This window comes from Clostridium pacaense (genome assembly GCF_020709765.2).
Lineage (GTDB): Bacteria > Bacillota > Clostridia > Lachnospirales > Lachnospiraceae > Enterocloster > Enterocloster hominis.
On sequence record NZ_JAJFEB020000002.1, the window covers coordinates 84,068 to 107,198 of the forward strand.

Annotated in this window: 22 protein-coding genes; 8 read left to right on the plus strand and 14 right to left on the minus strand. The window is 51.6% G+C overall.

Translation table 11 applies throughout. The features are described from left to right. Nucleotides 1-133: 133 nt before the first annotated feature. Genes LK536_RS33980 through LK536_RS33990 form a run of 3 tightly spaced genes read right to left on the minus strand, consistent with a single transcriptional unit; the run spans nucleotide 134 to nucleotide 3,853 of the window. Nucleotides 134-1,474: an alanine/glycine:cation symporter family protein gene (locus tag LK536_RS33980; RefSeq protein ID WP_227794553.1), complete on the minus strand. Its 1,341-nt coding sequence runs from the start codon at nucleotides 1,472-1,474 to the stop codon at nucleotides 134-136. Nucleotides 1,475-1,534: 60 nt separating this feature from the next. Further along, nucleotides 1,535-2,524, minus strand: coding sequence for a PHP domain-containing protein (locus LK536_RS33985; protein WP_008723995.1), 990 nt, complete (start codon nucleotides 2,522-2,524; stop codon nucleotides 1,535-1,537). A 24-nt stretch (nucleotides 2,525-2,548) separates the two neighbouring features. Continuing rightward, nucleotides 2,549-3,853: an MFS transporter gene (locus tag LK536_RS33990; RefSeq protein ID WP_227794554.1), complete on the minus strand. Its 1,305-nt coding sequence runs from the start codon at nucleotides 3,851-3,853 to the stop codon at nucleotides 2,549-2,551. 442 nt (nucleotides 3,854-4,295) lie between these two features. Here LK536_RS33990 and LK536_RS33995 point away from each other — a divergent pair, with 442 nt between their 5' ends. From LK536_RS33995 to sdaAA, 3 genes are read left to right on the plus strand one after another with little or no spacing between them, the layout of a single operon-like run. After that, nucleotides 4,296-5,075, plus strand: a complete 780-nt coding sequence (locus tag LK536_RS33995) for a DeoR/GlpR family DNA-binding transcription regulator (RefSeq protein WP_008723985.1) — start codon at nucleotides 4,296-4,298, stop codon at nucleotides 5,073-5,075. A gap of 28 nt (nucleotides 5,076-5,103) precedes the next feature. Then, nucleotides 5,104-5,763 (plus strand): L-serine ammonia-lyase, iron-sulfur-dependent subunit beta, encoded by a 660-nt coding sequence (gene sdaAB / locus LK536_RS34000; protein WP_025484288.1) that lies wholly within the window; start codon nucleotides 5,104-5,106, stop codon nucleotides 5,761-5,763. Nucleotides 5,764-5,783: 20 nt separating this feature from the next. Further along, nucleotides 5,784-6,719, plus strand: coding sequence for an L-serine ammonia-lyase, iron-sulfur-dependent, subunit alpha (gene sdaAA / locus LK536_RS34005; RefSeq protein WP_227794555.1), 936 nt, complete (start codon nucleotides 5,784-5,786; stop codon nucleotides 6,717-6,719). Between the two features lie 140 nt (nucleotides 6,720-6,859). Here the strand turns inward: sdaAA and LK536_RS34010 are convergent, their stop codons facing one another. Both LK536_RS34010 and LK536_RS34015 read right to left on the minus strand, forming a co-directional pair. Then, nucleotides 6,860-8,239 carry a polysaccharide deacetylase family protein gene (locus tag LK536_RS34010; protein WP_227794556.1) on the minus strand — a complete coding sequence of 460 codons (1,380 nt, stop codon included), beginning with the start codon at nucleotides 8,237-8,239 and terminating at the stop codon, nucleotides 6,860-6,862. Between the two features lie 38 nt (nucleotides 8,240-8,277). Then, the gene (locus tag LK536_RS34015; protein WP_008723977.1) at nucleotides 8,278-8,829 is read right to left on the minus strand and encodes an HD domain-containing protein; all 552 of its coding nucleotides are present in this window, start codon (nucleotides 8,827-8,829) and stop codon (nucleotides 8,278-8,280) included. Nucleotides 8,830-9,039: 210 nt separating this feature from the next. Between LK536_RS34015 and LK536_RS34020 the strand changes: the two genes are divergently transcribed. Together LK536_RS34020 and LK536_RS34025 are read left to right on the plus strand one after the other, a co-directional pair. Continuing rightward, nucleotides 9,040-10,248: a hypothetical protein gene (locus LK536_RS34020; RefSeq protein WP_227794557.1), complete on the plus strand. Its 1,209-nt coding sequence runs from the start codon at nucleotides 9,040-9,042 to the stop codon at nucleotides 10,246-10,248. 196 nt (nucleotides 10,249-10,444) lie between these two features. After that, nucleotides 10,445-11,263 (plus strand): MBL fold metallo-hydrolase, encoded by an 819-nt coding sequence (locus LK536_RS34025; protein ID WP_025484292.1) that lies wholly within the window; start codon nucleotides 10,445-10,447, stop codon nucleotides 11,261-11,263. Nucleotides 11,264-11,309: 46 nt separating this feature from the next. Here the strand turns inward: LK536_RS34025 and LK536_RS34030 are convergent, their stop codons facing one another. The 7 genes from LK536_RS34030 to LK536_RS34060 form a co-directional block, all read right to left on the minus strand. After that, nucleotides 11,310-12,347: a TRAP transporter substrate-binding protein gene (locus tag LK536_RS34030; protein ID WP_025484294.1), complete on the minus strand. Its 1,038-nt coding sequence runs from the start codon at nucleotides 12,345-12,347 to the stop codon at nucleotides 11,310-11,312. A gap of 121 nt (nucleotides 12,348-12,468) precedes the next feature. Further along, nucleotides 12,469-12,942: a YcxB family protein gene (locus tag LK536_RS34035; protein ID WP_008723969.1), complete on the minus strand. Its 474-nt coding sequence runs from the start codon at nucleotides 12,940-12,942 to the stop codon at nucleotides 12,469-12,471. A gap of 402 nt (nucleotides 12,943-13,344) precedes the next feature. Further along, nucleotides 13,345-13,995, minus strand: coding sequence for a GDSL-type esterase/lipase family protein (locus LK536_RS34040; protein WP_506092079.1), 651 nt, complete (start codon nucleotides 13,993-13,995; stop codon nucleotides 13,345-13,347). After that, on the minus strand, nucleotides 13,995-15,299 hold the full coding sequence (locus tag LK536_RS34045; protein ID WP_025484296.1) for a TRAP transporter large permease: 1,305 nt from the start codon (nucleotides 15,297-15,299) through the stop codon (nucleotides 13,995-13,997). The genes LK536_RS34040 and LK536_RS34045 overlap by 1 nt, the downstream gene beginning before the upstream one ends. Then, a complete protein-coding gene (locus LK536_RS34050; RefSeq protein ID WP_025484297.1) occupies nucleotides 15,296-15,790 on the minus strand; it encodes a TRAP transporter small permease in 495 nt (164 codons plus the stop codon). The genes LK536_RS34045 and LK536_RS34050 overlap by 4 nt, the downstream gene beginning before the upstream one ends. An 85-nt stretch (nucleotides 15,791-15,875) precedes the next feature. Then, on the minus strand, nucleotides 15,876-16,970 hold the full coding sequence (locus LK536_RS34055) for a TRAP transporter substrate-binding protein (protein WP_040382088.1): 1,095 nt from the start codon (nucleotides 16,968-16,970) through the stop codon (nucleotides 15,876-15,878). A gap of 17 nt (nucleotides 16,971-16,987) precedes the next feature. Further along, on the minus strand, nucleotides 16,988-18,076 hold the full coding sequence (locus tag LK536_RS34060; protein ID WP_120056506.1) for a substrate-binding domain-containing protein: 1,089 nt from the start codon (nucleotides 18,074-18,076) through the stop codon (nucleotides 16,988-16,990). Nucleotides 18,077-18,333: 257 nt separating this feature from the next. Between LK536_RS34060 and nagA the strand changes: the two genes are divergently transcribed. The 3 genes from nagA to LK536_RS34075 are packed head-to-tail and all read left to right on the plus strand — an operon-like array spanning nucleotide 18,334 to nucleotide 21,112. Further along, nucleotides 18,334-19,518 (plus strand): N-acetylglucosamine-6-phosphate deacetylase, encoded by a 1,185-nt coding sequence (nagA, locus tag LK536_RS34065; RefSeq protein WP_008723956.1) that lies wholly within the window; start codon nucleotides 18,334-18,336, stop codon nucleotides 19,516-19,518. Nucleotides 19,519-19,553: 35 nt separating this feature from the next. Beyond that, nucleotides 19,554-20,294 (plus strand): glucosamine-6-phosphate deaminase, encoded by a 741-nt coding sequence (locus LK536_RS34070; RefSeq protein WP_227794559.1) that lies wholly within the window; start codon nucleotides 19,554-19,556, stop codon nucleotides 20,292-20,294. Nucleotides 20,295-20,338: 44 nt separating this feature from the next. Further along, nucleotides 20,339-21,112, plus strand: coding sequence for a glucosamine-6-phosphate deaminase (locus LK536_RS34075; RefSeq protein ID WP_227794560.1), 774 nt, complete (start codon nucleotides 20,339-20,341; stop codon nucleotides 21,110-21,112). 125 nt (nucleotides 21,113-21,237) lie between these two features. On the opposite strand, the gene LK536_RS34080 is transcribed toward LK536_RS34075, so the two are convergent. Continuing rightward, nucleotides 21,238-22,542: a TRAP transporter large permease gene (locus LK536_RS34080; RefSeq protein ID WP_008723950.1), complete on the minus strand. Its 1,305-nt coding sequence runs from the start codon at nucleotides 22,540-22,542 to the stop codon at nucleotides 21,238-21,240. Further along, nucleotides 22,542-23,066, minus strand: a complete 525-nt coding sequence (locus tag LK536_RS34085) for a TRAP transporter small permease (RefSeq protein WP_008723949.1) — start codon at nucleotides 23,064-23,066, stop codon at nucleotides 22,542-22,544. Before LK536_RS34085 ends, LK536_RS34080 begins: the two co-directional genes overlap by 1 nt. Between the last annotated feature and the right edge of the window lie 65 nt (nucleotides 23,067-23,131).

A 23,131-nucleotide genomic window follows, 5' to 3' on the forward strand; every position in this document is an offset into this window, starting at 1 on the left:
TCATATTTTTTGTATAATATCTATATACATTGGCTGGTACCCAAAAAATAGTTAGCAGATTTACACACAAAAAGACGGTTGAATCATAATTTGGCATTCAACCGTCCTGTTTCCTTCTATAAACAATATTTAACTATCCTTTTGAAAAATACTCCTTCGTAGCCTTCCTCACCTGCGGCGCAAGCACCACCATGGCAATCAGGTTTGGAATCGTAAGCAGTCCCAGGGCAATATCCTGGATTACCCATACCAGCTCGATTTCAGCCAATGCCCCAACAATACAGAAGCACGGGAAAACGTATTTAAACTTTCCCGCCACCTTGCTCCCGAATATATAATTCAGGCCCACAAAGCCAAAGTACCACTGGCTCATAAGGGTTGTGGAAGAGAAAAGCAGCAGGCAGAGGGCCACCACATACCGCAGCGGTTCCCACACGCTTGCAAATGCATTGATTGCCAGCACATTCCCCGGCGCCCCGGAATCCAGAACCCCGGTCACCCCTAAAATCAATCCTGTAATGGTGCAGATGACAAATGTATCCAGAAATACTTCGGCCACGCCTGTGATTCCCTGCTCAACCGGGTGGTTCACCTGTGCGGCTGAGTGGATGACAGGAGCCGAGCCTTCACCTGCTTCATTGGAATAGAGGCCGCGGGCCACCCCCTTCTGCATTGCAATCAGCATGGAACCCATGGCACCCCCCGCCATGGCCCTCAGGCCGAATGCCCCGGCAAAAATGTCCGCAAATACCCCCGGCACCTTGGTAATGTTGGCAAGGATGATCACAAGACCGCCCACCACATATATCAGGGCCATGGACGGAACCAGGGTCTGGGCCACATGGGCCAGCCGCTTAAGCCCGCCCAGGGTTATGACGAAGATAAGAAGGACAAGCACAATACCGGTCGTCAGATAAGGAACGCCGAAGTTTTCCTTCATCACACCGCTTATGGTATTGGACTGGATGAAGTTGCCTCCTATGATCTGGGTCACCATGAAAAAGGCGCAGAGCGTGGCCAGCCAGGGAGTGTGCAGCCCCTTCTTTATATAATACATGGGGCCGCCCACATAGTTGCCCTCTTCGTTCTTTTCCCGGTACAGCATGCCCAGGATAATCTCCCCGTACTTGGTTGCCATGCCCACGAAGGCAGCAACCCACATCCAGAATATGGCACCCATGCCTCCGGCCAGCACGGCAGTGGATACGCCCACGATATTGCCGCTTCCCACACAGGACGCCACCGCGGTACACAGGGCCTGAAAAGAAGAAATGGTTCCAGACTCTTTGGATTCCTTATTCTTGGAACGGATTGGCTCCCACACGGTCTTCCTGATTATGTATCCAAAACGCCGTACCTGGATTCCCCCTGTAATGACTGTATACAAAATACCGACACCCAGAAGCACGAACAGCAGCCAGTTGCCCCAAAGCCAGTCATCAAAGGCCGTAAGAATCGCCTGAAATTCTTTCATTCTTCCTTTCCTCCTTTACGTACCATCTACCATTACGTACTGTCTACCATTACGTACCATCTACCATTCCAGATAAATGGGATTTGTCCACGCAGTACGTCCGTACCGGTCCACTGCCTCCACACGCACATAGGTTTCATGGCCTTTCAGTGGATATTCCGCGTGGCTGAGCGTATCCTTAAACCGCTCCCCCAGGACCGTGGTCCCGTCATTGATGATATTCCCACATACAAAGTTTACATGGTTCACAGCGGATGTGTCAATCCACACCTTCCCATCCCTTACACCCCAGTCATGGATTTCCGGTCCGGAAGAGGAATAGTAATTACCGTCAATAAAGTTCTGTACAATGCTGTCATGGCTCAGGTCCGGTGCCTGGACACAGATCCAGCCGCCGCATGAATCTTCGAAAAGGCCCTCGTTATGATTGTCGTCGCTGGCAAAGCCATTAATCCGCCTGCCCATGCGCAGCATCCTGTCCCAGTAGGTCACATCATATCCTGTGTTGGATTCCTGGACCGTATTAAAGTTATAGATTTCCAGGGAGCTGACACCCTCCGTATATATGAACTCTTCCTCTGTCACCCTGCTCCAGATAGGATGGTTATATGTTGTCACGCATCCATGGTCCCTGAGCATATCCGCCACCTCCTGGGCAGCCTTTGGCCCGGTCCACTCCCCAAAGAACTTCATGGGCGGGATATACTGCATATGCTTATAGGTCCCAAGAGGCGCCGCGTCCTGCATGGCCTGGGTCCCAAGGATGCCGTGGAGATGGTGTATCTTATAACGCTCATTGGTTCCTTTGGCCCGATACAGCACAACGCTGCTTTCCACGGCAGGCACTATGATGAAGTTTTCCGTGTTAAACTGCTCCCTGTAATCCGTGAATATGTCATGTTCTGAAAAACAAAGGAAATGATATCCGTTTTCCTTATACAGCTTTACAGACTGCTCCGGGGTAAGCATGCCGTCCGATACCGTGGTATGGCTGTGGATATTTCCCTTATACCAGCTGCCGCAGTTCTTAAAACCATTATATTCTTTCATACTATCATACCGTCCTTCTGATTCTTACTTTGCATTGTCCGCTGCCTGGCACTTCTTGATGCGGTGGATTAAGAATGTGGATACGCCCACGCCCACAACAGCCCAGGCAATCATGACACCAAATACAATCCTGAAACCAGCCATACCCGGATACCTGTCAAGGAAGCTGCCGTACATTACATAGGCAAATGCATTCGGCAGATAGATGACCAGGGAGGCAAGGCTCATGGCTGCGCCGGTGATTTCCTTCGGAACCCTGACCTCGTCCATGGGTGCAAAGAACACGGCGCGCATGGTAAATACGATAGCGCCAAAGCCAAGTGTACAGGCTGCTCCCAGAATCCAGCTTCCGTTCTGTCCCAGTGTCTCATGAGGCACCATGAGGAATGCCGCCATTGCAATAATACATACCACGAACCCAGCCCTTATATGCTTGGCAGATGATTTGTGGACTTTATCGGACATGAAGCCGCCGATTGGGCCGCCTACCATCTTAAGGCCATACTGGTTGATGATTCCATACATACCGACCGCAGTTGCAGGCAGGAAATAAATCTGGTTCAGGAATGGTATGAAATAAGTAAGTCCACAGTATATACAGTATACCGTAAATCCGTTCAATGAAACAGCCCAAATATCCACACTCTTAACAGCCTGCATCATGCCGCCGAATGCAGCCTGTGCCTTGTTGACTTCCTTGCCTGTCTCATCCACACGCTTTTCATCGTTGGGAACAAATATCAGGCAGAGCACGCCTGCTGCCGCGGTGACAGCGGATAAGAACAGGAGGCCGCCCCTTAATGCGCCTGCGCCCTCTCCCATTGCCTTAAAGATGGCAAGGGCCGTGGACGCTATGATTACGTCTACGATACCGCGCCCCATTTCAAGAAAACCGAACATACGGCCCTGGGTCTTCTCATCGCCCAGCAGGCGGATTGCTTTTAATAATACGGGCCAGTATGTAACCTCTCCCAAGATGGCCATGACGCCGAATGCCACCAGGAAGCCCCAGTATCCGGGGAAAGTAGACAGGTATACACCCACGGCGCCAAGTCCGATCAGTGATCCGCCTATCATGTATTTCTTACTGAACATATCGCAGATGTAGATACCTGCTATCAGGCCGATGGTCTGTACGATTCCGTATGCGCTCAGGGCGCCGCCTATCTGGGTATTGGAAAGACCCATGAACTGCTGCATAGGTACATAGAACATATCCTTCATGGATGAAAGCTTAAATGCAATTCCTCCTGAAAGTGTGAGGATACAGAACACCAGCCAGCGGTTTGGGGCTGCCTTCACAATCTTTGCCCTTGTCTCATTACTCATATCATTAAATCTCCTTTCGTCATATATACCTGATTCTGCGCAGCATGGACATTCCTGCCATAAGCGCCAACGGTACACTCGTTCCCAGCGAGGTCATGTAATTTTGCTACAGACTTAGTATATCTGCTTTTTATTGGGTTTTCAAGTATTTTCGCAATAATATCAAATTTTTTCGCAATTATAACAAAATTTTTGTTGGTTTTTTGTGCATTTAGCATCTATAAAATTGGGTTTTCCTCCGTTATAATGAATATATTCTCAATAATTCACAAGTTTTCACAACATCTTTTATGGGCGTCCGCAAGGTCCCGGCTGGGTTTTTATTGGGAATCATTGTATATTCTCTTTTCTAAATTGGGAAATTGGGGTATAATATAAGAACTGTGCATCAACGCAAAACATGGCATCAGAAGGATGACATCGGAAGGGAGGGCAATCATTCATGCTGGCGAAGCAGCGCTATAACAAGATTCTGGAACTTTTAGATAAAGATGGGATTGTACATACAGCCGAACTGGTAAAACTAATGGGGGTATCATCTGAGACAGTACGCAAAGACCTTGAATACCTGGACAACCAGGGACGTCTGTCCAGGGTGCACGGGGGAGCCGTGCCCGTTGATATAGGAACAACGCCGGATATGCCCGGAGGATACATTTCCCTGCAGATCCGTAATTCCCAGCACCTGGAGCAGAAATCAGCCATCACGGCAAAGGCGGCGTCCATGGTGGAGGAGGGACAGATTATTGCATTGGATTATGGAAGCACCAGCCAGATGATGGCGCTGACCCTCAAGGAACGTTTCCACAGACTGACCGTGGTTACTAATTCCATCCAGAACGCCCTGATTCTGGCTGAGAATCCAGGAATTACCATCATCCTTACGGGCGGGGTCTTAAACCGGGATGAATATACACTGGTCAATGACTTTTCCGCCACGCTGGAAAGCATACACATAGATATCATGTTTATGACGGTCACGGGCATTGACCCGGTGGTGGGCTGTACGGACCAGCGGCTCAGTGAGATACGGATTCAAAACCAGCTGCATCAGTCTGCCAGCCGGACCATTGTCCTGGCGGATTCCTCCAAGTTCGGCAAAGCCAGCCTGATTAAAATATGCCCATTTGAGGAGATTGACACCATCATCACCGATGGGGGCATCACCCCGCTGATGGAGGAGAAAATCCGTAAGACAGGTACAAGGCTTATAATTTCATGAAAAAAGTCATAAAGAAAGGCGAAAAACCATGAACGTTTTTGATATCCTCGGGCCTGTGATGATTGGCCCGTCCAGCTCCCACACCGCAGGGGCCGCCAGGATCGGCCGTATCACGCTGGCGCTTTTGGGAGCGCCCGCCGTAAAGGCAGACATTTTCCTCCACGGATCATTTGCCAAGACATATAAAGGGCATGGAACCGATAAGGCGCTGATTGCAGGCATCATGGGCATGTCCACGGATGACAGCCGCATACGCAGGGCGCCTGAGCTTGCAAGGGAACAGGGGCTTGAGGTAACCATAACCACGGGCGACATTGACGGCGCCCATCCCAATACGGCCAGGGTGGCCCTGACGGATGCCAATGGCAACAGGGTATCCCTTTTAGGCAGCAGCATAGGCGGCGGCAACATCCTGGTGACAGAGGTCAACGGCATGGAGGTATCCATCACGGGCCAGCATACCACCCTGATCGTGCTCCACCGCGATGCGCCGGGCACCATTGCAGCCGTAACCGAGGTCATGGCGGAAGCAGGGGTCAACATCTGTAATTTCCGTCTGTCCAGGCAGCAAAAAGGCGGGGATGCAGTGATGACCATTGAAATCGACGGCAGCTTTGGCCCGGAACTGAACCAGAAAATCAAGGTACTGCCCAATGTCTTCTCCAGTACCATGCTGCAGCCCATCTAACAATAAGGAGGAATCTTACGATGGAACTAGATTTTAATTACTCTTCCGTGGCCGGGGTCGTGGCTGCCGCAGAACTGGGCGGGATTCCCATCTCCCGGCTTGTGTTGAACCAACAGGCCCTGCAGATGGAACAGAGTGAGGAATCCATATATGAACACATGAGAAGCAATTACCGGGTCATGGCTGAATGCATTGAACCAGGATCTAATAAAGACCTGCGCAGTACCAGCGGGCTTACAGGCGGCAGCGCCTATAAGATGCGCCAGGTTGCAGAAAGCGGCACAAGCCTTACCGGCTCCTTTCTTTCAGGCGCACTGTACCGCGCACTGGCTGTTTCAGAGCTGAATGCCTCCATGGGCCGTATTGTGGCGGCTCCCACCGCAGGCAGCTGCGGCATCCTTCCAGCAGCCCTCCTCACCATGCAGGCGGAAAAGAATATTCCTGAAAGGGACTGCGTCATGTCCCTGTTTACAGCCTCTGCCGTGGGCATGGTCATTGCCAACAACGCATCCCTGGCAGGCGCCCAGGGCGGATGTCAGGCCGAGTGCGGCTCTGCCGCCGCCATGGCTGCCGCTGCCATTGTGGAACTGGCCGGAGGTACTCCCCACATGGTGGAACATGCCATCGCCATTGCCATCAAGAATATTCTTGGACTGGTATGCGACCCTGTGGCCGGATTAGTGGAAATACCATGCATCAAGCGCAATGCCTCCGGCGTGGCCGGGGCCTTTGTGGCAGCTGAACTGGCGCTGGCAGGCATTGAAAGCGCCATCCCGGCGGACGAGGTCATCTGGACCATGAAGAAGGTTGGGGACGCCATGTCCTCCTCCCTTAAGGAAACAGCGGAAGGCGGACTTGCCGCCACTCCCACCGGAAGACGCCTCCATGAACAGGTCTTTGGAACTGCCAGGGAGCCTGGAAGCGGATGCAGCGGGTGCGGTGGATGCGCTTCTTAGGTTGATAGTCCATATTAATATGAAGGCATAAAAGGGCCGCTGCCCTACAGTCTGTGAATCCATTCCTGACTGTAGGGCAGCGGCCCATGATTATGTCCGTATATGCTCTGTCAAATGTTCATATCCCATTCAATATCCTTCTACCTGAACTGGCTGTACTTGTGTCCCGGAGCAGCCCCGCCCCTGTAGGCAGCCAGTTCACTGACCGTCACAAGCTGGTAGCCCCTTGCGGTCAGTTCAGGAATCAGTACCACTGCCGCGTCTGCCGTGGTGCTGTAAATATCATGCATCAGGATAATATCCCCGTCCCTTACCTGACTCAGTACCGTATCAATGGTCCTCTGCGCATTCCTGTGCTGCCAGTCCCTTGTATCAATGGACCACATGATGGCCGACATCCCCATATTGCCCACCACGGACAGGGACCTGGCATCGATATAACCGCCCGGAGGACGCATCAGCACCGGTGAGACACCGCATATGGCTTCAATCTTCTGGTTGGTGGAACCTATCTGGCTGATGATACCCTCTGCATTCAGCTTAGAAATGTATTTGTGGTCATGTGTATGGTTTGCCACCTCACTGCCCTGTGCCACCATACGTTTGATTACGCCTGCATTGGCATTCACATTGGAACCCACCATGAAGAAGGTGGCCCTTCCCCCATTGGCCTCCAGGCTGTCCAAAATCCTGCTGGTAACCGATGTCTTAGGCCCATCGTCAAAGGTAAGCGCTATCATGGGCCTTGAGGGGTCAATGGAAGACGATATTCCGGGCGTCAGCACCGGTTCTGCCGGAAGACCTGCCCCTTTGGCTGTGATGGAGGCGCGGATACCATCTACCCTGAGTCCCGCCCCTTCCACACCCGAGGCACTGCCGTTGGCAGCCCAGTCCGTCCATGACCCGTTCTGAAGCACCCGGTAATATAAGTCATAATCAGCTGCCGCGCTTCCGGTCAGTTCCATGCGGATGGATTCAAGGGGCATGACGCTGTCTGCGCCCCCTGCCTCTGCCCCGTCTTCGGACCAGGGCAGCCAGCCGGAACCGCTCAGGTTAACCTGATACCGGATTCCTACCTGCGCACCCTGGGGTATATTAATCAGATTGGCTCTCATGGCAGTTACCCAGGAGCCTGCCCCGGCCGCACAGGGATGATTGTCCGCCGTAGCCGCGCTCCAGCCCTGCTGTACTATAAAGGCACTGTAATTGACCTGCAGCGGGTTTTCCGGCTGCGTGGGCGGCGCCTGTTCCTGGCCCTCCGTCTGCCCTGCCGTGGCCTGGCCTTCCGCCTGCCCTGCCGTGGCCTGGCCCTCCGTCTGCCCTGCCGTGACCTGGCCTTCCGCCTGCCCTGCCTGGTTCTGGCCTCCTGTCTGTCCTGCCACGCCGGGACCTGTCTGTTCCGACCTGGCGGACCCGATGCCCGTGGTGCCTGCGATTGCGGTCAGCCCCTGCGTGCTGAAAATAATTCCGGCTGTCAGTATGGCAGCCGTTAATCTACAAAACCTTCCAATTCTTTTCATGGATAATCTCCTTACCAATTCAAATTACCGGGAATCTTTTATTCCTGCACGTATACATCTTCACCGAATACATTCCTGCACAGCATGATATATTCCTGATAATATACGTGACTCTCCAGTTCCTTCAATGCATGGGCAATTCCCCAGTAATACCACGCATGCTTTCTCTTATCCTTCTCGTTAAAACGCTGCCATATGTCATCGCCCAAAACCAGGTAATCCCTGGCAGTGCTGCGCATATTGCTGAGCTTGTCCCCCAAAGCCAGTATCTTAATCTCCCTGGAGGCAGTCATGAGATGGCGGACCGTATAGCTCTTCCTCTCCTGCCAGGTCTTTCTCTTATCTTCGCTTTCATCCATCACCAGCCAGGCAACCCTGGGACCAAAAGCCTGCTCCAGCTCTCCCCGCGTAACCCCGGCATCCTCCATCACATCATGCAGCAATGCAGCTGCAATCATCTCTTCATCATCCGTAAATGCGGATACAATCACTGCTGCTTCCATGGGATGTGTTATGTAGGGAATGTCCGTCCCCTTCCTGAATACCCCCCTGTGTGCCCTTTCGGCAAATACAGCTGCTTCTCCTATCATGGGTTCTGCTCCTTTTGTGACGGCATATTTTATTTTGTGGATACTGTGTCCTGAACCGGCAGGACTACACCTATCATACCATAATCAGCCGTTATTTTGAAGAGCGTTGTGCAATCTTTGGCATTTTCCAACTTCACCTTGTAAGAAAAGACATTTTCTGATATGCTATAAAAGTATTTTTCGGTGCTTATACTTTAAGGAGGATTTTCCATGAATCGTCATTCATCATATTCGGCTCCCCGCAGCGAGCGTTCATCCGGCTCCTACGGCGGACAAAGAAACCGCAGCAACAAACGCAACACTTACAATAAACGTTCCTGGAAGGACAACCGGACCCTGTTCAACCTGGTTTGCTTCGTTCTTCCCTTCATTGTCCTGAACCTGATCATCCTTTTCCTGGCTGTCTCAACGCCAAAGATTGAATATACGGTATCCGATACCCAGGATTATAAGACAGTCGACCTGACCGTCAAGGTCCGTTCCCTGCTTCCCATAAAGGAGATGACCGTAAGCCTGGAGACAAAACCCCTGGAAATGGTCAAGGAAAAAGGAGTATATAAGGCCACCCTGGAAGACAACGGCACCCTGGAAATATATGTGATCGGCTGGAACGGGATGTCTAACCGTATATACGACCATGTTGCAACCCTGGACGATGCACCGCCCACCATCAATGAAGAAGATTATGTAATGGAAGGCGGCCGGCTGACCATCAATGTAAGTGACAGCCAGTCCGGCGTCAACTTTGATACAGCCTATGCAACAGATGAAAATGACCAGACGGTAAAGCCAGTGAACGTCACCAAGGACACTGGCAGCACCGGGGCCACAGGTACAAGCGGGACCATCACGTTCCCCATGGATACCTCCTCACTGACCGTCTACATAGAAGATTACGCCGGCAATACATTCAAAGCCTCCTTCACCAGCCACACCGAGGGCATTGATACCAGCAGCCGCGACAATGATTTTTCATCCGAAACAGGCGGTTCCGGCAGCGGTTCTTCCGGCAGCACCTCCAAGGCAGGCAGTTCCGCCAAGGAAACCACCAAGGCTGCCAAAGAAACCACTAAGGCCGCCAAGGAAACTACAAAAGCCGCCAAGGAAACCACTAAGGCTGCCAAGGAAACCACCAAGGCCGCCAAGGAAACCACTAAGGCTGCCAAGGAAACCACAAAAGCCGCCAAGGAAACCACTAAGGCCCCGGAAACCACCAAAGCCCCGGAAACCACAAAAGCTCCGGAAACCACTGCGGCCAACACATTGTCGCCGTCACCCACCCAGGCCACCAATGCGCCCGCCGGACCAGGAGGGGATACCGCACCGACACAATCCCCAAGCCCGTTGCCCACCCAAGGTACACAGCCGGCATCACCAACCAGCGAGTCCAGCGATGTCCTTGTGGTGCCTGTCAGCTAAAGTATCATATGGACGAATCATCAGGCCATGGCTTCCGTATAAGGAATGCCGTGGCCTGAAGCTGTCATATCCCCTATAGACTGCCATACCGCAAGGAAAGGAGACATAATGGATACCATTATAAAAATGCCTGCCAAAAACCGATAATCCTCTGTGCAGCCCTACAACCAAGTATTTGCGCAGAGGAGAATATAAAATGAACCGATTAAACACACCACTGGTTACACAGGAAACAATAAGGGCCATGGAAGACATGTCCTTTTTCACCCACGCCATGATTTTTGATGACCTTCTGATTGTTTCCCAGAGGGAAACCAGCTGTTTTGTACTATGGACCACGGACGGACTGATTATAATAGATGCAATCTGGCCGTCAAAACAGGCATTTGATGCAATTGTCAATGCCATCAGGGATGCGGGATGGGGCGGATGCCCGGTAAGGAAACTACTGCTGACCCACGGACACGTGGACCACACGGGCTGCGGCCGGTGGCTGGCGGACAGGTACCATCTCAAAACATATCTGTCAGAAACAGATGATATCTTCTGGCAGGAGCACCCGGCCAAACCAGACCGCCCGGAAACCTGGAAAGATTACAGGATTGATTACTACATTCAGGACAAGGATACCGTCACCCTGGGAAACAAGACCATATATGTCTGCGGCACACCAGGGCATACCCCGGGATGCCTGAGCTATCTTTTTCCCGTAACGGAAGACAGCCAGCCCCATATGGCGGCCTTATGGGGAGGCGCCACACCGCCATGGACAAGGGAGGGGGTAGGACAATACCTTAAATCCCTGGATTATTTTATGGAAACAGCAAGGACAGTGAAGGCAGATGTGGCATTAAGTAACCACACTTCCATTGACAACGGACTGGAACGGATTGCATATGCCAGGAAAAGGATGTCCTACATGCCTAATATCTATATCATCGGACAGGACGGCTTCCGACGATACTGTCAGGTGTTCAGGACACTGGGCAGTGAAATGCTGCAGCGCATGGAATAATTCCAATACATTACAAAAAAAAACCATGTCTCCCATCTGAAATCATTCAATGGGCAGACATGGCTTTTCCTGCTTCCATGATAGCGTTTATGATATCTACATAATCCGAACAGTACTTTTCATACATGGGGGCAACCGCTTCCTGGAACCTCGCCTTTTCCCCGGGTGTCAGCTCTGTCACCACACAGCCGGCATTCCTCACGAAGTTCTCTGAAATCTTCTCCCTGGCAGCCCACAGCTGTCTCTCATACTTCGCCGACTCCAGCGCGCACTCTTTGATGATGCTTCTGTACTCCGGGGAAAGCTTATCCCATGTGGGCTGGGCCGCCAGCTGCAGTTCGGGTACGCGCGTATGCTCATCCAGGGTATAATATTTAGCCACCTCGTAGTGCCTGGTGGATTCATAGGAAGGCCAGTTATTCTCAGCCCCGTCTATCTTACCGGTCTGAAGCCCGGAATATACTTCCCCAAATGCAGTGGGCACAGGGGTGGCCCCCAGCGCCTCAATGGTATCCATCATCAGTTCAGATTCCTGGACACGGATGTTCAGCCCCTTCATATCCTCCAGGGATTCAATGGGCTTTGCCGCGCTGTAAAAGTTCCTGGCGCCCGCATCATACCAGGACAGGGCCACCAGATGGGAGCCGCCAAAGGAATTCATGAAATCATCCCCGATACTTCCCTCCAGGACCTTCCACATATGTTCCCTGCTTGTATACAGATACGGCATCTGAAGCACATTCAGCTTAGGCACGAATTCAGCCAGCGGTGAAAGGGATACCCTGGCAAAATCAACGCCACCAAACTGCAGCTGTTCAATTACCGTCTTTTCATCCCCAAGGACACCGCCTGCATTGACCTGAATCTCAATCTTGCCCCCGGTCCGCTCATACACCAGTTCCGCAAACTTGTACGCGCCCTGGGTGGTAGGGTAATCCTCAGCCTGGTTTTCCGCATAGGTCAGGACAAATTCCGGCACATTGGCCTGGGCCTTCTCCCGCTCTGTCCTGCTGTGGCAGGCAGTGGCAATACACATCAAAAACGCCAGCCCGCATACTACCACTGCCCTTGTTTTCTTTTTCACGCTGCACACTTCTCCTTTTCCCAATCTGTTTTCCCAGGGCCGTGTCTGAAAATCCATTCCCGCCGTCCGCACATCTGACGGAAAGCAATTTACAAATGCCCCCCGGGCCGCAGCAAAATCCTCAGCCCTTATTTACCTTTGAGGCAACATATTCATAAAATGCTTCCCGTCCGCTTCCAAGAACCCTGTTTGTCAGCACGAAGCCATGGGTCGTATCCGAAAAAACAATAATCATGGTAGGCTTCTTAGACACCCTCTTTATTGTCTCCCATTTCATATCAGAACTCTCGTCCCCATATGTCACATGGATGCCGCTGTCATCAAAGCAGACCTTGGTATCCCTTGTGACTGCATTAGCCCGCCTCACTGCCCTTCCATAGACCATGACCGGCTGGATTACGGTAAATAAAAGACATCCCAGCACCATCATACACCGCATCATGATGCCTGCATCGTTCCATCTGGAAACAGCCAGCGCCATTACTGCCACTGTAAATATAATATTACATACCCCCACCATGGAGCCATATGTGTAATACATGGAAAGCTGCCACAGCTCCGGGCCATTATTCCTGTAGGTATATTCGTAGCGCATCTTATGTTCTCCCCGCATCGTATTTTTTTACTGACCGAAATCTTATTAACAGCAATCTTATTAAAGGCAATCTTATTAACAGCAATCTTGTCTTTCTGCCCGTCTCTTATCATACCATATTTAAAATCATAATTCCAGGGGAAGGATTGCAAGGGTGCAGACCCATGTGCAGGATTTCAGGATTGCAAGGGTGCAAAAAAAGAAGGGATTCATGTGTGGAAATGGATTCTTACCGTAAAGCAAAAAACAAGGGGATATCCGCCGGGAAAATCCATTCAGATTCCCCGTAAGATATCCCCATTTCCTGAATCCTGCCAGTACTGGGGACAGGATTCAGGAAAACAATTTTCAAACGCGCCTTAACATCCTATTTATTTCCGGGCATTCCGCCCGCTTCAGCCCTCACAAACCGTTCCCATCCGCCAGACACCCTTTCACCACCGACGCCAGTGCCTCCGCCAGTTTTCCATGCTCCGCCGCCGTCATATGAAGCTTGTCCTCATCGCTGGCCTGGGCCACGGAGGCGGCATCAAAGAAGTGACAGCCCTTTTCACTGCACACCTGTCTGTATTCCCTGGCAAATACGTGGGACATTTCCGCTGCTTCTTTGGTAAAGCAGCCATACATACTGTCCTCAATCCCCTCCTTAATGAATACGGGCGAGACTACCAGGATCTGCGGTCTTGGGTAGACAGGTTCAAAGGGAAATGTCCTGATTCCATCGATAACCTGCCCCATTGCCCTTCCCAAATCCCAGGCCGTGGCCTGGAACCGGTGTTTCAAATCATTGGTTCCAAGGGAAAGGATGATTAAATCCAGGGGATTATGGCTGGCGATACAGGGAACCAGCATCTTAAGCCCGTTTCTTCCATAGGAAAGTTCATCGTCAAAGACAGTGGTCCTTCCTCCGCATCCCTCTTCTATGATATTGTATCCCGGCCCCAGCAGCTGCCCAAGCACTCCCGTCCACCGCACATCCCAGGGATGACGGCCGCCGTGCACGGGATCCGTGCCGAATGTATTGCTGTCGCCATAACATAATATATTCTTCATCATAATAACCCCAACAGCCGCGGCAGCCCCAGTGAAAGCGCGGGAATGAACGTGAGCAGGAGCAGCATGATCACCATGGACAGGTAGAAGGGCATGAATCCCTTTACCACCTTTTCCACCGGGGTCTTGGCAATGGAACAGCCTATGAACAGCGATGTCCCCACCGGAGGCGTACACAGCCCGATTCCATAGGCAAGCACCAGTACAACGCCGAAGTGATATGGATTAAACCCTAAAACCCCGGTTGCAATGGGATACAGGATCGGCGTCGTAAGAAGGATCAGGATTCCCATGTCCATGAAGCAGCCCAGTATCAGCATCATGACCAGCAGGAGCAGGGTCAGCAGTATCTTGTCGGAAGTCAGGGAAAGCAGCCATGTGGTAAGGTTCTGCGGAACCTTCAGATAAGACATCACATAACTGAATGCGCCTGAGGCCGATATGATTGCCATTGCCATGGTCATGGTAGGAAGACATTTCTTAAGACCCTCAATGTACTTTTTCACGGTCATGTTCCTGTATGCCACCACGGTGATGACCAGGGCATAGACCGCCGCCACTGCCGCTGCCTCCGTGGCTGAACACACGCCAAAGGACGTTCCTGCGATTACGATTACGATTGCCCCAAGACCCAGGACTGCCTCCGTGACAATCTTCACATTTTCTTTCAGGGAATGCTTCTCGCCCAAAGGATACTTCTTCTGCATGGCAATGGCATAGGCCGGAATCATCAATCCCAGTGTCAGAAGGATGCCCGGGACATAACCGCAGATTAACAGCGTGCTGATGGAAATGCCGCTGGCCGATGCAAGGGCATAGAACAGCATGTTCTGGCTGGGAGGGATGATGACGCCCTCAACAGAGGATGTGACGGTAACGGCAACGCTGTAATCCACATCATACCCCTCATCTATCATGGCCGGAATCAGCATGGCCCCGATGGAGGATACGTCTGCTGCCGAGGAGCCGGATATGCCTCCAAACAGCATGCTCACCAGGATGTTCACGATTGCCGTGCCGCCCCTGACCCTTCCCACAATGATATTACAGAAAGCCATCAGCTTTTTGGTAATCTCCCCGTCGGTCATTACCTGGGCCATCATGATGAAGAAGGGCACGGCGATGAAGGTAAAGCTGATCAGGCTCACCGACATTTTCTGGAACAGGTTAAAGTAGGGGATTCCCAGATAAGTTGCCGTAATCATGGCTGAAATAGCCAGGGAAAAGGCAATGGGAATACGGATGATCATAAGGATGGCCAATGCCGCAAATAACATGATTGTGCCGATTGCAACTTCACTCATTCTACCGTTTCCTCCTTCTTATATGGAATCAGGGTTTCTATCAGGTTCACAATGCTGTAGACAGTCATGAGGACGCCGCTGAACACCATGGGAAAATACTGCAGCCCCTGGGACCAGTGTGTTGCAGGAAGGCGTTTTTGCAGATTAATCTTGAAAATCTTCCATCCATAGTAGGTCATGAACATGCAGAATACCATCAATAGAACATGCCTGAAAACAGTCAATGCCTTCCTGACCGAAGGCGGAAGCTTGTTAAAGACGCCTTCTATGGCGATATGGTCATCCCTGTAAATGCCGATGGAAATGCACATGAATCCAAACCATATCAGACAGGTCAGAATCACTTCCTCCGACCATACAATGGGGCTGTTGAATGCATAACGCATGACAACCGCCACAAAACAGATGGCCAGCATCACAACCAGCAGCGCGCAGCAGACATACTGTTCCACGGCCACAACATAGCCCAGGCCCTTCTTTATCTTACCCATAGGGTCGTTTCCTCCTCAATGATTGATAAAATACGGGGCAGACATAAGGCTGCCCCATGTTATTCTTCCTCTGTTATTGCTGTGGTTACTGTGCAGCACGGACCATATCCACAACCTCTTTATACTGTGGATACTCATCGTAAACGGAAGCCACTGCATCCTGGAACTCTTTTACGTCAACCTCGATGATCTCACATCCGGCCTCCTCACACTTGGCCCTGGATTCCTCCTGGAAATCCTGCATGGCCTGGCGCTGCCACTTGGCTGCTTCCTTCGAAGCCTTGATGACGCCTTCCCTCTGCGGTTCTGACATCTTATCCCATGCAGCCTGGCTGCAGATTAACAGGGCCGGCGGAGCCATATGTCCGTCCAGGCTGTAATACTTTGCCACTTCGTAATGTCCGGAGGTAAAGTAGCTTACAAAGTCATTCTCAGCTCCGTCCACAATACCGGTCTGAAGTCCCTGGAACACCTCGCCGTATTCCATCGGGGTCGCCTCTGCGCCCAGGGCCTGCACCATGGAAATCGCCACTTCCGTGGGCTGTACGCGGAACTTCATGCCCTTTAAGTCAGCCACGGACCGTACGGGCTTACTAACCGTGTAAAAGCATCTGGAACCAGCCTCGTAATAGTCAAGGCCAACCATGTTATAATCGCTCAATGTTGACAGTACCGCCTCACCGGCTTCACCGTCCAGGGCCTTATACTTCTGTTCCGTGCTGGAGAACAGATAAGGCATTGCAAATACGCCGAATATATCAATGACAGGAGCCATTGTATTTGTATTCACGCGGGAGAAATCCAGTGTCCCCATCTGTACCTGGTCAATGGAGGAAGCCTCATCGCACAGGGCGGCGTTGGGATACACGTCAATATTAACGGTACCGCCTGTATATTCCTTGGCCAGCTCGGCAAACATTTTCATGCCCTCCGTGACCGGGTTGCCATCGGGCTGGTTCTCTGCCAATTTAAAATGCAGCTCTTCCCCCATGTCCTGTCCGGCTGCCTCTGAACCCTCTTCCTTTTCACTGGCAGCTTCCTCTTTTTCACCGGATGTTTCAGGTGCAGCGGCCTGGGCCGTGGTGGCAGCTGTCTCTGCCGGTTTGGCCGCGCCTCCTCCACACGCTGTCATGGACATCACCATTGCACATGATAGTATTACGGATATCGCTTTCTTCATCTACCTTTTCCTCCTCATTAGATAAATTCTTCATAAAATTTTATATTGTTCTGTAAAATGATGGATATGGGTACGCTGATGGCTTCGCCCTTGGGAGGTATTCCTTTAATCAGGTATTCAAACAAGGTTTTATATCCCTGATACCCCTTCTGATACGGTCCCTTATAGACAATGGCTTTCAGGATCCCGTCACTGAGCATCTGCGCGCTTTCCGGGAATAAGTCGCTTCCCACCAGGAACAGCTCCTGGATCCTTCCTGACGCAATCGCCGCCTCACACAGCGGGATGGTGTTCCTGGCCCTTACGGAGTATGCGCCGATAATGCTTTCATCTTCCCTGAAGCATGCCAGCATCTGCTGCTTATTGGCTTCTGCCCGGTATAAATCCTGTATGCATCTCACCGTGATGTCCGCGTTATTCTTCCTGAAATAATCCTCAAAACCAGCCGCATTCATCTTATGGGACAGGGAACCTTCGTCTCCCGCCGCAACAAGGATGGTGCCCTTCTGTCCTTTGAGTACCATGTTCATAAGTTCTGCTGCCAGCTGTCCGGTATAGGTGTCGTTGGGCGCCACACAGCAGAGCCTTCCGCAGTCTTTAAAATCATTGTCAATAAGGACCACGGCCACTCCCTTTGCCGTGAACTGGCTTAACAGGCATTCCATCCTGGAGCTGTTGATATTAGGCGCTGTCAGAAGACCGTCCAGCTGGCCTCCCCACTCCTCATACAGGTTCCTTAAGATTTCCACCTGCTCCCTGTCCCCGGAGTCTCCGTCAACACTGAATGTGTAGTTCATCACATTCATGTTGTATCCTTCCTCTTCTGCCTCGTATACCCTGCAGCCCTTCCATATGTAACGGAAATAGTATTTTCCGCCTTCCTCCGGCTCCGGGAGCACCACTGCCAGGTTCACCTGACGCCGCTTCAGCGCTGAAGCCACGTAATTGGCAGTATATCCCATCTCATTGGCAACATTCAGGATCTCCTGCTTAACTGCCTTGCTGACCCCTTCCTTGTTATTCAGGGCCCTGTGGACAGATACCAGGGAATATCCGCTGGCCTGGGCTATGTCCTTTAAGGTTATCTTTTTTACTTCCATCAGCATAATTCCACATTCCTTCCCACTTTCTCCCCAGCAATTGGTCACATGTTGTGAAATTAACTAAGTTAAATTGTTTTCGAAAACGTTTCCGTTGTCCATATTATAGTCCACTGCAATATGCAATGTCAATACGGAAAAAATTTTCGCTATTTTTATCTCATAAATCTTTAACTTTATTGTATATTTTACCCAAAACCTATTGACTTTTAATTGCTTTTCTTCTATTCTGGAATCAATTCGACTAAAGGAGCGAAACACATATGGAGCATTTTATATTTACAAACGCCCGGATTGTCCTTCCTGATACCGTACTTGACAACCACTATGTATCCGTGCAAGACGGGGTGATTGAATCCATCGGCAAGGGGACGCCTGACCGGGAGCAGCTTAACTCCTGTACCATGGTGGACTGCGGCGGCCAGTATCTGTCACCGGGATTTATCGATATCCACTGTCACGGCGGGGGCGGCGCCGATTTCATGGACGGACACATGGAAGATATACTGACCGCAGCCAGGGCGCATCTTAACCATGGTACCACCGGGATCTGTCCCACCACGCTGACCTGTTCCGATGAAGAACTGTTTGCCTTTTTTGAATCCTATGGACAGGCCAGGGCTGTAACGGAGCAGATGCCCCATCTTTTGGGCATCCATCTGGAAGGACCTTATTTTTCCCCGGCCCAGGCCGGAGCACAGCCTCCAAAGTATCTGGTGCATCCCAGGCCGGAGCACTATCATGAAATCCTAAGACGCGGCCAGGGCAACATCGTAAGGTGGTCTGTTGCACCGGAACTTCCCGGCGCACTGGAACTTGGGGACGAGCTTGCCAAAAGGGGAATCAAGGCCTCCATGGGGCACAGCGATGCGGGATTTGACGATATTGTCAAAGCAATGGAACACGGCTATGGCCAGATTACGCATTTCTACTCAGCCATGTCCACCATCACCAGGAAGCGGGGGCGCCGCATACTGGGCCTGATTGAATGCGGATACCTGTTTGACCAGCTGAAAGTGGAGATCATTTCCGATGGGATCCATCTTCCGCCTGAGCTGTTACGGTTAATCCTTAAGTGCAAGAACCACGGGGATATCTGCCTTGTAACGGACAGCATGCGGGGAGCAGGCATGCCGGATGGCCCATCCTTACTGGGTTCCAGGAAGAACGGCGTGCCCGTCATCATTGAAGGCGGGATTGCCAATATGCCTGACTTTACAAGCTTTGCAGGCAGCGTGGCGACCACGGACCGCCTGGTCCGCGTGATGGTGCAGGAGGCCGGCCTTCCCGTCTGGGAGGCGGTTAAGATGGCTTCCCTGAACCCGGCCTCCTTCCTGGGAATCCAGGAAACATACGGAAGCATTGAACCGGGTAAGTCAGCGGACCTGCTTATTTTTGATGACGATATCCGTATATCTTCCATCTATGTATCCGGTATCAGACAATAAAACACAAAACATTTTTTATAAAGGAGAACTATATTATGAGCATGATAATCCATGTATCTTCTACCCCCAAAGAACTGGGGGCACAGGCAGCCAATGCAATTGCCAATCTTTTAAATGAGGCCGTCAGACGCCAGGGCCATGCCCGGCTGGTGCTGTCCACCGGGGCCTCCCAATTTGAGACCCTGGAGGCACTTATCGGCCTTGACGTTCCCTGGGAGCAGGTAGAGATGTTCCATCTGGACGAGTACGTGGCCCTTCCCGAAAGCCATCCTGCCAGCTTCCGCAAATACTTAAAGGAGCGCTTTGTCAGCAAGGTTCCCCTGAAAGCAGCCTATTTTGTTGACGGCGAAGGAGATGCTGCCGGGAATATTGCCGCCCTGTCCCGTGAGCTTATGAAGGAGCCGGTGGACGTGGGCGTCATCGGGATCGGCGAAAACGGGCACATTGCATTCAATGATCCGCCCGCTGATTTTGATACGGACGAAGCCTACAAGATAGTCGATCTGGATGAGAGATGCAAGAAACAGCAGGTAGGCGAGGGATGGTTCCCAGATGTCGATTCCGTACCAAGGCAGGCCATAACCATGTGCGTGAAACAGATCATGTCATGCTGCCATATCATCTCAGCCGTCCCCCACGATGTGAAGGCCGAAGCCATCCTGCACACCGTGACGGAACCGGTAAGCCCGCAAGTACCGGCCACCATCCTAAAAACACATCCGGACTGGAGGCTGTTCCTGGACAGCCAGTCAGCAGCACGCCTGCTTTCCCTGTGATAAGCAGAGCCGGGGGCATGCACCACTAACAAGAAGGAGGACTTATGGAAAACATACGATATTTTACAAAAGACGCTTTGCAATGCTTTATCTACGAAGACCGCGGGAAGATGGGAAAGGCAGCTGCCAGGGATGTCATTGCCATGATTCATGTGATGCTTTCCCAGAAGCCTGTGATTAACATGATGTTCGGGGCGGCGCCGTCCCAGAATGAAGTCCTGGCCGGACTGCTGGAAGCGGAGGATGTGGACTGGACGCGGATTAACTGCTTCCACATGGACGAATACATCGGGTTATCACCGGACGCGCCCCAGGGCTTCGGTAACTTCCTGCGTGAACATCTCTTCGGTCACAAGCCCTTTGCCCAGGTGAATTATATTTCCCCCGAAACAACAGAGCCTGAGAAGGAAGCGGCGCGCTACGAAGCCCTGTTAAAAGAACATCCCATCGATATCTGCGTCCTGGGCGTGGGTGAAAATGGCCATGTGGCATTTAACGACCCGCCTGTGGCTGATTTTAACGACACGCGTCTGGTAAAACCGGTAAAGCTGGATCCGGTCTGCCGCCAGCAGCAGGTCAATGACGGCTGCTTCGCATCCATGGACCAGGTTCCGGAATATGCCATGACGGTCACGGTTCCCGGGCTGATGTCGGCTAAGGCTTTGTTCTGCGTGGTCCCGGCGCCCACCAAGGCCCAGGCCATATCCCGCCTTATAAACGGCCAGATATCGGAAAGCTGCCCTGCCAGCATCCTCAGGCTTCAAAAGTCAGCCAGGCTGTACCTGGATCCTGACTCCGCCAGCCAATTGGAACCATGAACATGTTCCAATCACAACAGGACTCCTGTCTCTAAGATTACGCCCATTCCGGGCGCACAAAAAATCTCCGCCCATATTCACATGGACGGAGATTTGTAGTTTGAATCATATGGAAACACCGCTGTTTATTTCGCCATACCACCCAGTACGGTCGGCAGCCACATGCTGACAGCCGGGATAAAGGTAATCAGCAGCAGTGTAACAATCATGCACAGATAGAATGGAAGCGTAGCCTTGACCACACGCTCCATGGGCACCTTGGCAACGGCAGAGCCAATGAAAAGCACTGCGCCGACCGGAGGTGTCAGGAGGCCGATACCGCAGTTAAGGACAACCATGATACCGAACTGGATTGGATCCAGGCCGATGGAGGTTGCGATTGGAAGCAGGATTGGCGTTGCAATCAGGATAATGGGCGCCATGTCCATGATACATCCAAGAATCAGCAGAATCAGATTCAGCAGCAGGGCCAGCAGGATCGGGTTATTGGTCATGCCTGTAATGGTACTGGCTGCCAGGTCCGGCACATGGAGCTGGGTCAGGCAGAATCCGAAGATACTGGATGTTGCAATCAATATCATGACAATGGACAGGGTGTCCACACAGTCCCCAAGCACCCTCCATACGCCCTTCCAGTCAAGTCCCCTGTAGATGAATACGCTGACAATCAGGCTGTAGATAACCGCCACGGCCGCGGACTCAGTCGCAGTGAACACGCCGCCAACCACGCCGAATACAACAATCAGCACAGCCGCCAGGGCCCAGAAGGAAATACTCAGCTGTTTAATCAGGTTGATGATGCTGAACTTCTCACCCTTGGGATAATTGCGCTTAACAGAGATGATATAGGAACCGATCATCAGCGTGACAGCCAGAAGCGCACCCGGTATATATCCTGCCAGGAAAAGGCTTCCCACGGAAATGCCTCCTGCCGTGGTTGCATAGATAACCATGTTATGGCTGGGAGGAACCAGAAGCCCCTCACAGGAAGATGTGATGGTTACAGCGGTTGAGAAATCGTCATCATATCCCTGGTCCACCATCATCGGTATAAGGATGGAACCAAGGGAAGCCGTGTCCGCGGAAGCGGAACCGGAAATACCACCGAAGAAATAGGAAGCAACGATATTAACCATTGCCATGCCGCCGCGCATCCAGCCGACACATGCATTGGCCAGGGCTATCAGCTTCTCGGAGATACCGCCGGACCCCATCAGGCATCCCATGGTGATGAAGAAAGGAACGGCCATCAGGCTGAAAGAACTGATGCCTTTTACCATCTGCTGGCAGATGGTGGTCAGGTTATGCCCCTGATACAGAAGGCAGAACACAGAAGAAAGCGCTACCGCATAGGCGATGGGGAAACGCAGGAATACCATCAGGAAGAAACTTCCCAGTAAAACCAGAATTGCCATGCTATTTGCATCCATTACTCCATCTCCTCCTTTACAAAGAAGCCTTTTACATGATTATACAAAGCTTCTATTTCGAAAACAAACATAGCCGCGCCTGCCAGAGGGACCGGGAAGTACATCCAGAACCTGGAAACCTTCGGCATGCTTACATAGGTACCCTTGGAACCGATTCCGGTGGCATATTTCCAGCCAACCGTAATCATGATGATTGCAAGGGCAAACACTGCCAGATCGGCAATGATATCCAGGCTCTTCACCAGTTTAGATGGCAGATAGCGGTCAAATGCCGTCATGCGGATATGGGCGCCCCTTCTGATTGCAAGGGCAGCAGAAAGCACCGCCATATAGGACATACAGGTCAGTACCACTTCCTCACTCCATGCCGGGTCAGGAATGAACGGTATGTATCTGCCTGCCACTGCCATGCTTGTGATAAGGATATCCACTACCAGAAGTACCTTGCAGAGAAACAGGACAAACTTATATGTCATATCATATGCGGGTTTGATTTTATCAATCTTTTCAAACATTGCTGGCATATCAATTCCCCTTTCATTAATACAGGCACAGAGTAAATTTCATTTCCCTGTGCCTGTTCTGATTG